This is a genomic window from Flavobacterium sp. 5, assembly GCF_002813295.1.
Taxonomy (GTDB): Bacteria; Bacteroidota; Bacteroidia; order Flavobacteriales; family Flavobacteriaceae; genus Flavobacterium.
In genome coordinates, this window is record NZ_PHUE01000001.1 from 967,587 (window position 1) to 980,449 (window position 12,863).

At 31.4% G+C, this 12,863-nt stretch carries 12 protein-coding genes; 4 read left to right on the plus strand and 8 right to left on the minus strand.

The window, feature by feature from the left end:
* Position 1: 1 nt before the first annotated feature.
* From CLU82_RS03900 to CLU82_RS03910, 3 genes are all read left to right on the plus strand, one after another.
* Positions 2–2,734 carry a von Willebrand factor type A domain-containing protein gene (locus CLU82_RS03900; protein ID WP_369828980.1) on the plus strand — a complete coding sequence of 911 codons (2,733 nt, stop codon included), beginning with the start codon at positions 2–4 and terminating at the stop codon, positions 2,732–2,734.
* A 122-nt stretch (positions 2,735–2,856) separates the two neighbouring features.
* Positions 2,857–3,333 carry a hypothetical protein gene (locus tag CLU82_RS03905; protein ID WP_100841859.1) on the plus strand — a complete coding sequence of 159 codons (477 nt, stop codon included), beginning with the start codon at positions 2,857–2,859 and terminating at the stop codon, positions 3,331–3,333.
* 207 nt (positions 3,334–3,540) lie between these two features.
* Entirely contained in the window at positions 3,541–4,257 is a 717-nt protein-coding gene (locus CLU82_RS03910) for a 3-ketoacyl-ACP reductase (RefSeq protein WP_100841860.1), read from the plus strand.
* A 113-nt stretch (positions 4,258–4,370) separates the two neighbouring features.
* On the opposite strand, the gene mtaB is transcribed toward CLU82_RS03910, so the two are convergent.
* Entirely contained in the window at positions 4,371–5,699 is a 1,329-nt protein-coding gene (gene mtaB, locus CLU82_RS03915) for a tRNA (N(6)-L-threonylcarbamoyladenosine(37)-C(2))-methylthiotransferase MtaB (protein ID WP_100841861.1), read from the minus strand.
* A gap of 633 nt (positions 5,700–6,332) precedes the next feature.
* Between mtaB and CLU82_RS03920 the strand changes: the two genes are divergently transcribed.
* Positions 6,333–6,854 carry a hypothetical protein gene (locus tag CLU82_RS03920; RefSeq protein ID WP_100841862.1) on the plus strand — a complete coding sequence of 174 codons (522 nt, stop codon included), beginning with the start codon at positions 6,333–6,335 and terminating at the stop codon, positions 6,852–6,854.
* A 96-nt stretch (positions 6,855–6,950) separates the two neighbouring features.
* On the opposite strand, the gene CLU82_RS03925 is transcribed toward CLU82_RS03920, so the two are convergent.
* The 7 genes from CLU82_RS03925 to CLU82_RS21075 all read right to left on the minus strand — a co-directional run bounded on the left by CLU82_RS03925 (position 6,951) and on the right by CLU82_RS21075 (position 12,797).
* Complete coding sequence (locus CLU82_RS03925; protein ID WP_100841863.1) at positions 6,951–7,763, minus strand: Cof-type HAD-IIB family hydrolase; 813 nt, start codon at positions 7,761–7,763, stop codon at positions 6,951–6,953.
* Between the two features lie 98 nt (positions 7,764–7,861).
* Entirely contained in the window at positions 7,862–8,080 is a 219-nt protein-coding gene (locus CLU82_RS03930) for a putative signal transducing protein (RefSeq protein ID WP_100841864.1), read from the minus strand.
* A 118-nt stretch (positions 8,081–8,198) separates the two neighbouring features.
* Positions 8,199–8,915 (minus strand): DEAD/DEAH box helicase, encoded by a 717-nt coding sequence (locus tag CLU82_RS03935; protein WP_100841865.1) that lies wholly within the window; start codon positions 8,913–8,915, stop codon positions 8,199–8,201.
* A gap of 82 nt (positions 8,916–8,997) precedes the next feature.
* Positions 8,998–10,161, minus strand: coding sequence for a sigma-54 dependent transcriptional regulator (locus CLU82_RS03940; protein ID WP_100841866.1), 1,164 nt, complete (start codon positions 10,159–10,161; stop codon positions 8,998–9,000).
* Between the two features lie 86 nt (positions 10,162–10,247).
* Positions 10,248–11,564 carry an ABC transporter permease gene (locus CLU82_RS03945; RefSeq protein ID WP_100841867.1) on the minus strand — a complete coding sequence of 439 codons (1,317 nt, stop codon included), beginning with the start codon at positions 11,562–11,564 and terminating at the stop codon, positions 10,248–10,250.
* A 118-nt stretch (positions 11,565–11,682) separates the two neighbouring features.
* Positions 11,683–12,600 (minus strand): ABC transporter ATP-binding protein, encoded by a 918-nt coding sequence (locus tag CLU82_RS03950; protein WP_100841868.1) that lies wholly within the window; start codon positions 12,598–12,600, stop codon positions 11,683–11,685.
* A gap of 71 nt (positions 12,601–12,671) precedes the next feature.
* Entirely contained in the window at positions 12,672–12,797 is a 126-nt protein-coding gene (locus tag CLU82_RS21075; RefSeq protein ID WP_255409698.1) for a hypothetical protein, read from the minus strand.
* Positions 12,798–12,863: the final 66 nt, after the last annotated feature.

Genomic DNA, 12,863 nt, shown 5'->3' on the forward strand with positions numbered 1-12,863 from the left:
CATGGACAATCAAGATAAAATATTCAACAAAATAAAAAATGCTTCCCAAAAAGCAGAAGAAAAAGACTTTCCTGCATTCGAAAAAGTATGGATGCGTGTAGAAGAAAAACTCGATAAAAAAGAAGATAAAAAAACAATTGTTCTTTGGAAAAAGTTAGCTATTGCAGCTTCACTCCTATTGTTTTTTTCACTGGGTTATCAGTTCCTTAAAACTGATTCGAGGATAATCACTCCAAAAGGAACAGAACAAAACAATGTAGTTATTCAAGAAAAAGAAGACACAAATACTACTCAAAAACCTTCAGAAATTATTAAACCTGATGCTGAAATTATACTGAAAAAACAGATTAAAAAACCAGTTGTAATTGAAGAAACAAATATTTCTAAACCTATTATAAACTCAAAAGAAAATGAAACTATTAAAAAATCAGATTTAACAGGCTCTTCTGTTGCTATAATTTCTGCTGAGGATTTAGAAAAAATACCAGTAGTCGTAGATGTAAACGAAGCATTAAAAGGACGTGTAACAGGGGTTCAAGTGACTTCAGCAGAGATTTCAGCGAAAACCAAAGCTATTACCTTAGAAGAAAAAAATGTTACAGCGAAAATCACTTCTTCTTATGATGCTGTCAAAAGAACAATTACAGGAATAATCACTGACGAAAAAAATATTCCTATTCCAGGAGTTAATGTCGTTATTAATGGAGCAAAAAACTATGTTACTACCAACTTCGATGGAAAATTTAGTATTCAAGCTGAGAAAGGAAATCAACTCGTTTTTAGTTATTTAGGATACGAAAACAGTTATGCTACAATCGAAAAATCTGATAAAATAAATATAAAATTAGCACCTAGTTCAATGGCTTTGAATGAAGTAGTCGTGGTTGGTTATGGAACTGTTAAGCACTCCTCTTTAACGGGTTCAATTTCTACAATTAAGAATAAAACAGTCCGTTTGGCAAAGAAAAAAAATAAAGACAAAGTTATTTCAAATTCAGAAAAGGGAACAAATAAAAACAATACAAGTTTTATAGATGAAATTATTCAAAAAAGTGGCAAAGAATTTAGTACAAATGACAAGCCACTGCTTTTTCTTAATGGTTATAAAATTTCGAAAAGAAAATTAAATACTATTGATTTTAATGAATTTCAAACAATAGAAGTTGTAAAAATTATTGACGCAAAAAAAACCTTTGGAAATAAAGGTAAAAATGGAGTTATTATGATAACTTCAAAATATCCAACTGACGAAGAAGAGCAAAAGATTGAAAAAATAGAAGAGGAATTAAACGAAAAAGGAGCTGACTATCATGAATTAGATTTTAAAGACAATATTGAAGAATATAATTCATTCCTTGAAAATCAATTTGAAAACCCAAAAACTGCACCACTATCAACTTTCTCCATTGATGTTGATAATGCTTCATACACCAATGTAAGACGCTTTATCAACAACGATCAAACTGTTCCAAAAGACGCTGTGAGAGTCGAAGAAATGATGAATTTCTTTAAATACAAATACCCACAACCACAAGATCAGCATCCGTTTTCAATTAATACGGAATACAGCAATTGTCCTTGGAATCCAAAACACCAAGTATTAAAAATTGGTTTACAGGGAAAAAATATCCCAACAGATAATTTACCTGCTTCCAATTTCGTTTTCTTGATTGACGTTTCTGGTTCTATGAGTGATGCCAACAAATTACCATTATTAAAACAGTCAATGAAAATTTTGGTAAACGAACTGCGAAAAAAAGACAAAGTAGCTATTGTTGTTTATGCTGGAGCAGCAGGAATGGTTTTGCCTCCAACTGCTGGAGATCAAAAACAAACAATAATTAATGCTCTGGAAAATCTAAATGCGGGTGGAAGTACTGCGGGTGGTGCAGGAATAGAATTAGCCTACAAATTAGCCGAAGAAAATTTCATTAAAGGAGGGAATAATCGCGTAATTCTGGCTACTGATGGCGATTTTAATCTTGGCGCCTCATCCAATACTGATATACAGATTTTAATTGAACAAAAAAGAAAATCCGGGGTTTTCTTGACTTGTTTGGGTTATGGAATGGGGAATTATAAAGATAGTAAAATGGAAACTCTATCTGATAAAGGCAATGGGAATTATGCATACATCGACAATATTCAGGAAGCCAATCGATTCTTAGGAAAAGAGTTCAAAGGTTCTATGTTTGCTATCGCTAAAGATGTAAAAATACAAATCGAATTTAATCCAAAACACGTTCAAGCGTATAGATTGATTGGATATGAAAACAGAAAACTACGTTCAGAAGATTTCACCAACGATGCTATTGATGCAGGTGAATTAGGAAGCGGACATACTGTTACAGCTTTGTACGAAGTAATTCCAACTGGTGTGAAAAGTGATTATATTAACAATCAACCCGATTTGAAATACACTAAAAGTGATTCAAATGAAAGTGATTATTCTGATGAACTGGCAACTATAAAATTCCGCTATAAAAAACCAGATGGAGACAAAAGTATTGAAATGGTTAAAACCGTTGAAAACAAATCCATTCCTTTAAAAAATTCATCTGATGATTTCAAATTTAGTGCTGCTGTTGCTTGGTTTGGATTAAAATTAAGAGATTCGAATTTGGTTTCTAATAAGGCTACAGAAGATATTAAAAAACTAGCCAAAGAAGGATTGTCTAATGATGAAGACGGTTATAAAGCAGAATTTATTCGCTTGGTAGAAACCGTGAAATAGGTTTAAAGACAAAAGAATTAAACGAATTTTATTTATAAAGAAAAAACAACAAACTTTGTAAATACACTTCACTTCTTATATGAAGTCTATTGAGAAGTGAAATATTATTATAAACCAACATTATGAAAAAACACTTAACACTATTAATGCTAATTCTTTGCATCAATGTTTACTCTCAAAATGTTGTCCAAAAAGAATTAAAAGGTAGATGGAAAATGCAAAAAAATGAAAACTTCAATAATACAGATATTAATTTTGGAGAATTTCTAAAATTTAATGACAACGAAATTAATTTTTTCAAAATAGAATCAGGTAAAGAGGAAGAAGAATCTATAAAAAAAATCACATTTATATATGATTTTGGAAACCAACATTATAACAATGATCGCTGTCAATTAATAAAATTTGAAAATGGTGAGGTTTGGGAATTAACTCTTAGATTAATTAATAATGAAACAAGATTGATTTGGGAATTAAAAATGGACAAAAATGGTAGTTTTATAATACTAGCTGATGATAGGGGAGTTATAAAAAATCCTGAGTTAAGAAAAAAAGCTCTTGAAGGGGAAATTAACACTTATTATATTAAGATAAAATAACAGTTTTAAAGAGCCTTTAGCAGATATAATAGATTTCAGATTCACAGATTTTCAAAATAAATCTTTTTTAATCTGTGAATCTGTGGCTAAAAAAAATCGAAGTTACATTATTTCATTCCTTTAAAAATTAGCTTTTTTTTCACACAAACCACAACTTCAAGCCTCATCAAATACCTTAACTTTGTTTTAGAACAAAAGAAATAAAAGATGAACGACTTAAAAAATAAAAATGCTCTAATTACAGGAGCTGGAAAAGGAATTGGAAAAGCAATTGCATTGGCTTTGGCTAAAGAAGGTGTTAACGTAATTTTAATAGCAAGAACACAGGAAGATATCGACAATGTAGCAGCAAAAGCACGTTCATTAAGAGTGAAAGCTTTAGCAATAACTGCAGATGTTGCTGACATCAATTCTGTAAATACAGCTGTAGAAAAAGCTTTAGCTGAATTCAAAACAATTGATATTTTGATTAATAATGCCGGAATCGCAGCCTTTGGAAAGTTCTTAGAATTAGAACCAACCGAATGGGAGCGTATCATTCAGGTAAATTTAATGGGAACTTATTATGTAACCCGTGCCATTCTTCCTAACATGATCGAAAGACAAACTGGAGATATCATCAATATTTCATCTACAGCGGGATTAAACGGAAATGCATTAACTAGTGCCTACAGCGCTTCTAAGTTTGCTGTTTTAGGATTGACTGATTCTTTGATGCAAGAAGTTCGTAAACACAACATTCGCGTTACCGCTTTAACTCCAAGTACAGTTGCAACTGATATGGCAAAAGAATTAAATCTTACAGATGGTAACCCCGATAAAGTAATGCAATCAGAAGATATGGCTGAACTCATTATCGCTCAACTAAAATTAAACAAACGCGTTTTTATCAAAAACAGTAGTATTTGGTCCACGAATCCTTAGCAACCATTTGCTAAAAATATAAAACCATTAAGAGATTAAGTTTATTAAGCTTTGCACTTAATTTTCTTAATCTCTTAATGGTTTAAAAATATTTTAATTTTTACAATATTTTATTACACCTCAACATTCAAAAATTCCATTCTCACACTTCCATCTTCATCAATTTTTGTTAAATTGATTTCGTGCAATGTATTTACTAATTCTGGATTCCAAGGTGTTTTTACTTTTACATAATTCTCCGTAAAACCATGAATATAGCCTTCTTTGTTTTCACTCTCAAAAAGTACCGTTCTGTTACTTCCTAATTGACTCTCATAAAAAACACGGCGTTTTTTAACTGATAAACCACGTAACATTTTGCTACGTTTAGCGCGAACATTAGCAGGAATAATACCTTCCATTACAGCCGCTTCGGTATTATCTCTTTCAGAATATGTAAAAACGTGTAAATAGGAAATATCCATTTCATTCAAAAAATGATACGTTTCTAAAAAATGCTCATCAGTTTCTCCTGGAAAACCAACAATAACATCTACACCAATACAGGCATGTGGCATAACTTCACGAATTTTATTAACTCTTTCGGTATAAACTTCACGTAAATAACGACGCTTCATTAATTTCAAAATATCATTGCTTCCTGATTGCAATGGAATATGAAAATGTGGTACAAACGTTCTGCTTTTAGATACAAATTCTATAGTTTCATTCTTCAATAAATTAGGCTCAATAGAGGATATACGTAATCTTTCGATTCCTTCTACTCTATCCAAAGCCTGAACTAATTCAAGAAAAGTATGTTCGTGTTTTTTATTACCAAACTCCCCTTTTCCATAGTCTCCAATATTTACTCCTGTCAGAACAATTTCTTTAATGTCTTGTTTTGAAATTTCGTAAGCATTTTTCAATACATTTTCCAATTCATCACTTCGAGAAATTCCTCGAGCTAGTGGAATTGTACAATAAGTACATTTATAATCGCAACCATCTTGCACTTTCAAAAAAGCACGGGTTCTATCTCCTATAGAATAACTGCCTACATAAAAATCGGCCTCGGCAATCTCGCAAGAATGCACTTCTCCAAAATCATTTTTAGACAAATCATTGATATAATCAGCCAGCTTGAATTTCTCTGTAGCTCCCAAAACCAAATCTACTCCATCCACATTTGCTAATTCCTCAGGTTTCAATTGTGCATAACACCCTACTGCTGCGACAAAAGCTTTATCGTTTAATTTCATCGCTTTACGTACGACTTGTTTAAACTGTTTATCTGCATTCTCAGTAACCGAACAAGTATTAATTACATACATATCCGCTACTTCTTCAAAATCAACACGGTCAAAACCTTCGTCTTGTAAATTTCGGGCAATGGTTGATGTTTCTGAAAAATTCAGTTTACAACCCAAAGTATAAAAAGCGACTTTCTTTCTGTTTTCCATAATTATCTTAAACTAATGAAATCGTTGTCAAAAAATTTAAGTGTGCAAATTTACAAACAATATTCATGAAAACGAAATTCGAAATAAACTGAATTTCAAGTTCTTATATTTTTATTTTATTTAAACATTTTAAACGATAATTGCATATTACATCCATATAAAATTTGAATCTCAAATAATAAATTTTTACATTTTTTGAGCTATACTAAAAAGTCTAACAAAATGATTATGTGTATATAAAGTTTCATCAATCTAAATATGACCAATAATAACCTTAAATTATTTTAAATATAAAGTAATCTCGATTTTGTTCTTATGTTTTTAAATGTTAATTTCACCTCACCAAAAACAAACTAACGGCAAAAGCTTTATCAACACCAATAAAGTTGCGTTATAAACTCATTTTTGTAAATCAAAAAACTAATTATTCCAAGGAATAATTTAGATCTATTTGATTCTGAAATAAATAAAAGTTTTACAAAAAACAGAGCTAAAGCAACAACATTTCACCATCTGTGTATATTGGTTCGCCTTTTGTTATATGCCACCTGAAAAACAAACGATAGTTTAAATTAAAGATAAATGGGATCACCGAAAACCATAAAGAGTAGGTCAATATTAAATAAATAAAAAATGAAATCAATCTGTCTAACAATCTCCCTACTATTTATTACTCTTTGCTCACAAGCACAAAATGCACCAACAATAGCAACTAAAAATCCTTTTCCAACAATCAGTACTTTGACTAGTTGGGCTAGTTATAACTCACAAGAAAAATTTAATCTTGACATCAGAAGTCTTGGTTTTAAATTTGAAGAAAAATCAGTAGAAACAGCTTCAACATCTTATACTTATATTAGAAAAGTTTCTGTAGAGAACATTAATTATACTGATAGAATTGTTTATAGAATTGCTAATGACAACTCGGCAAGTATTATCTCTCTAGTAACTGCATCAACAGATTTAGTATCATTTTATACTCCTCAATTGGCCAATTACAAAACTGGTAAATGCGAGAATGAAATGTCTAAAGATAAAAAAACAACTTGTACTTGCTACAACAACGAAAAATTTAGCATCGATCTTTGTGACGAAAGAGTGAAACTTACTATGGGAGACGGGAACAATTACTTTATCTCAGTAGCTAAAAAATAATAATTTATATTCTACAAAAAAACCGTTTCATTTAGTAATGAAACGGTTTTTTTATGCTTTAAAATTCAAATTTGTAATTTGAATTTATCTCTTTCTTTAATTCAAAATATATCTTTTTATAACCTCAGCAACACCATGATCATTATTTGAAGCTACAATAACATTTCCTTTATCTCTTAATTCTGGGGTTACATTATCTACCCAAACACCTAAACCTGCATATTCTATCATCGTCAAATCATTACCAGCATTTCCTACAGCTATAATTTCACTTTGATGAATATCTAATTTCTCTGCCAATTTTTTCAAACTATATGCTTTATCAATCCCTTGTTGAGCTACTTCAAGAAAAAAAGGTTTTGACATTGAAATACTTAAATGAGGCATTTTTAATTTCAAATCATCTTCAACAGTTTTCAAATAAGAAGGCTCTTCCAGTAAAATACACTTTACAGCATTTGTCTGAACTTCATCCTTAAAACTACTGACTTTATTATGAGCTAAACCTGTTATATGCTTTTCTATTTCGATATATTCAGAATCGGTTTCGCTAACAATTGCATCATTAACATAGGTTATAATATGCGTTTTGCTTTCCAAACTGTAATCATATAATTCGTGGATTTGTTCTTTGGTCAAGGTTTGTTCAAACAGTACTTTATCAGCTGCCAAATCAGTAATTACGGCTCCATTATAAGAAAGCATATATGAATTATAAAAATCCATTTTCAATTCTTTAGCATATTCTGTCATTGCTGAAGTAGGTCTTCCAGAGGCCAAAACGACATAAACTCCCAATTCTTGGGCTTTAAAAATCATTTCTTTATTCTCATCAGATATAGTATGATTGTCTGTCAACAATGTATCATCCATATCCAAAACAATCATTTTGTATTTAACTTCTTTCATTCATAAATATTATATAGACAGCCCGTTTAATTATACTGTAAACAAGCTAAAAAAAACCTTGATACACTAAGTTCAAGGTAAATCAAAAATTAATTTAACTAGATACTTAACCTAAATTCTTCGATAACTGGATTTGCCTTTGCAAAATCTGTTTCTTGAATAAATACCTCAACTGCTGAGTCTGTATTTGGAAAACCAGACATTCTAGCCGATTGAATATTATTTTTTATAGATGTTTCTACTCCTGCATCTTCAATTTTTTTTTGCAATGCCAAAGCTAAAATTTCACTTCCCGAAAATACTTTCATTAATCCCATAATATTTTATTTTTTAAATTACTGTATATCAAATCTTCAAGTTAAAAAGCGAATTAAATTTTGTTTCTTAAACTATTAGCTATGTTTAAAAAAACACTTTTTTTTATTATTAAAAAAACTATTCTTCTTCGTCACCTATTTCTTCGTCAGATTCTTCAAAATCATCAACATCATGAAACACAGATTCTTCCTCTTCAAAATCCTCTTCATCTTCGTCATACTCTTCATCAAAATCAAAGACAAAAGGTTCTAATAACATTTTATCGGCTAATATTTCGATGCGCTCTGTAATTTTATCTGTAAAAATAATTCGTTGTGTTTTGGTAATACTATTTGAAATTCTCATGATTTTTGTTTCATTTCTCAATTTCAAAATAGAATCGGTATCATCAATAATAAACATCTTCAATCGGTTTACATTATAACCAGCCGTAGTAAACATATCACTTAATTTAACAGGAGTTCCTATAAGAACATCGATTCCAGCTGAAACATAATTTTTATCATATTCCATATCTCCTTTCTCATGAACTCCAAACACTCTCAAATTAGTGAATTTCCCAAACTTTTCAAAAAGTGCTTCCATTTCAAGTACTTTTGCTTTGTCTTCTACAAAAATTAGGGCGCGAGGCGATTCTTCTCCTTCACAAATCAATTGCTGAATTACATTCATAACAATAGTTGTTGATTTACCTGAACCTTTAGACGAAGAAATAATAGCATCTGCTCCACTTTTTATGGTCGAAAAAGTTTCCTTTTGCAATTCATTAGCTTCTATCAATCCACTATCTATTAAGGCTTCCTGCAATACTTGATTTATTTTTTTTAATTTCATTTTTTCAGTAATTAAGCATAAGGCATGAGCCAAAAGCTATGAATTATTACATCTTTACTAACGATGTATTCTTATCTTTAATTTATTTACTTGCAAAAGCCCGAACATCACTCTCAGAAATTTCGTTTCCTCCAAGAATAATCAAGCGTTCAACCACATTTCTCAATTCTCTAATATTTCCTGTCCAATCGTATTCTTGCAACAAACTAATTGCTTTTTTAGAAAAAAGTTTAACTGCATTTCCGTGTTCATTAGCAATTTTAATCGTAAAGTGCTCTACCAAAGCAGGAATATCTTCTCTTCTATCATTCAAAGAAGGAACACTAATCAAAATAACTGCAAGGCGATGGTATAAATCTTCTCTAAAACGACCTGCTGCGATTTCGCTTTTTAAATCCTTATTCGTAGCTGCAATTACTCGAACATCTACTTTTATATCGTTGTCTGCACCAACTCGTGTAATGATTCCTTCTTGCAAAGCTCTCAAAACTTTGGCTTGAGCAGATAAACTCATATCGCCAATTTCGTCTAAGAAAATAGTTCCTTTATTAGCCGCTTCAAATTTCCCAGCACGATCTTTCACTGCCGAAGTAAATGCCCCTTTTACATGACCAAACAATTCACTTTCTATCAATTCACTTGGTATCGCAGCACAATTCACTTCTATCATTGGAGCTGTAGAACGTTCACTTTTGTCATGCAATTGATGAGCAACCAATTCTTTCCCGGTTCCATTTGGTCCAGTAATCAAAACTCTTGCATCGGTTGGGGCAACTTTATCGATCATGATTTTAACAAGATTGATAGGTTCACAATTCCCTATTATTTCGTATTTTTTACTGACTTTCTTTTTTAAAATTTTATTTTCGACAACCAGTTTTTTTCTATCCAAAGCATTACGAACCGTATTCAACAACCTATTTAAATCTGGTGGTTTCGAAATATAATCAAAAGCTCCAAGGCGCATCGTATTTATCGCTGTTTCCATATCACCATGACCTGAAATCATTACAATTGGAACCTCAGTATCAAACTTTTTTACCGCTTCGAGCAATTCGACACCATCCATTCTTGGCATCTTAATATCACACAAAATTAAATCGTAATCATTCTCTTTTATTTTTTCAAGTCCAATAACACCATCCTCAGCAGCATCCACTTCATAAGACTCATTTTCTTCAGCAAGTATCCGAACCAATACTCTTCTAATTGCTTCTTCGTCTTCAATAATCAGTATTTTACTCATATATTTTTTTTAAAGATTCTGAGTTTCTAAGCTTTTTCTAAAATCCTTAAAAACTTAGCGACTTAGTTACTAAGCAACTTCCTTTTTTAATACTTAAGCCACTTATATAACTCGCCCCAACTTGGTTTTTTACCATACATTAAAATTCCAACACGGTAAATTTTGGCAGCAAACCAAACGACACCAAAAAACGATGCGAACAACAAAGATACGGAAATTGCAATTTGCCACCATGGTACACCAAAAGGAATACGCATTAACATTACAATAGGTGATGTCAACGGAATCATAGAAAAAACTACAGCGATAGTTCCATGCGGGTCATTAATCACTGTAAAAAATCCAATATAAACACTCAACATCAAAGGCATGATGATAGGCAAAAGAAATTGTTGCGAATCCGTTTGATTATCAACGGCAGCTCCAATAGCCGCATAAAAAGAACTGTATAAAAAATACCCCCCAATAAAATACACAATAAAACCTATCAAAATACTTGCGATAGGAAGGTTCCATATTTCTTTAATATACATTTGAGCCGTCCCTGAGAATTCTTGTTGCGCCGCGTGCATCATCTCTGGAGAAACTTTAGCGGTTGGAGTAATATTAACCCCAAAAAAAGCTGAAGCAGCAAACATTAATGCCAAACCTATAACTGTCCAAATTATAAACTGTAACAAACCTGCCAATGAAGTACCTATTATTTTTCCCATCATCAGTTGAAATGGTTTTACCGATGAAATAATAATCTCAACGATACGATTGGTTTTTTCTTCAATCACACTTCGCATCACCATATTACCATAAATAATAATAAACATCATAATGAGATAGCCAAACGCTCCACCAATACCAATTTTTATTTCATTTAAACCACGCAGACTCTCTTCACCTGATGCTTTTGATAATTTCAAAACGACTTCGGCTTTTGCCTTTTTAATAGCTAAAGTATCCAAATGAGCTAATTCCAGATTATCCTTCGTTAATTTATCTGCAATAATTCCCTGTGTTTTTTCAATAAAGATAATGCTAGGACTATCATTGGAAACCAATTGAATTTTAGTTTCTAAATCTTTATTAGTAGTCGTTTTGGGTATATAAAGTAAGGCTTCATAATTTTCTCTGGTAATGCTGTCTTTAAGGACCTGAAGATTTATTCTGGAATAATCCAAATATTTATAATCGCTGTTTTTATTGTTTAAAGCCATAAACTCATTAACAAACAAACCCGATTCATCATGAATAGCAATAAGTTTGGTTTCGGGTTTCATGGAACTTAAATAGGCAACAAAACCTGCAATTCCAACAAATAACAACGGACTTAAAAAAGTCATCACAATAAATGACTTATTGCGAACCTTGGCTATAAATTCTCTTTTTATGATTAATGATATAATACTCATTGAATTAATTATGAATTATAAATTATGAATTACAATACTTGAACTAAGAATTTTAAATTATGAATCTGATTTTCACTTCCGAAATCATAATTCATAATTTCTATTTCGTAATTCAAAACTAACTGACTGTTTGGATAAAAATATCATTCACACTAGGAATTTTTTCTACAAAATGTGTCACTTGACCACGCTGCGTTAAAACATTTAGTAATTCATTTGGTGTAGCGTTTCCAATTTGAATCTCTAATTTTATTTCATCGTTTAAAGATTTAAAATTTGCTTGTCCTACTTTAAATTTCTTAGTGATATCAAACATCAATCCTTCTACATTGTCTGACAATATTCCTACTTCAAAACTATTGGTTTTGAATTGTCTTTTTACATCAATTAATTTCCCTTCTATCAACTTATTTGATTTGTGAATTAATGCAATGTGGTCGCATAATTCCTCAACGCTTTCCATTCTATGGGTCGAAAAAATAATTGTTGCCCCATCCTCTTTCAAAGCTAAAATCTCATCTTTAATCACATTAGCATTTACAGGATCAAATCCAGAAAAAGGCTCATCAAAAATCAACAACTTTGGTTTGTGCAAAACGCAAACCACAAACTGAATTTTTTGTGCCATTCCTTTAGATAGTTCTTGAATTTTCTTGTTCCACCAACCTTGAATTCCCAAGCGGTCAAACCAATATTCGAGTTGTTTTTTGGCTTCACCTTTAGTCAATCCTTTCATTTGTGCCAAATACAAGCATTGTTCACCCACTTTCATAGTGCTATATAAACCTCTTTCTTCGGGAAGATAGCCAATATATTGTACATGTTTAGGCTGAAGTTTTTCACCATCAAGAATTATTTCGCCACTATCAGGCATTGTAATCTGATTGATAATTCGAATTAGGGAAGTTTTTCCTGCTCCATTTGGACCTAATAAACCATAAATACTGCCCTTAGGAACCGAAAGAGAAACAGAGTTGAGGGCGACATAATCGCCGTATTGTTTTACTACGTTGTTGACTTCAAGTATATTATTCATACTACTTTTTTAGATTTGCAAAAGTAATCAATTTAGCAATGATTACAGCAGGATTCCGAAACCAATTATAGTTATGAATTGCTTAAATCTTCAGTGTATAAAGCTAAATAAGGAGCTAATTCCAGCTGTCCGTTATATCTGTCTGCCCGAACTCCGGGCACACAGGATGCCACTCCCATCTGGGCTAGAAGAAACATTAAGCCCTTTTAGAAACTTTATTTTAAAATCAAAGAAAAAAAATCACCAAAGCCAATTTATATCAA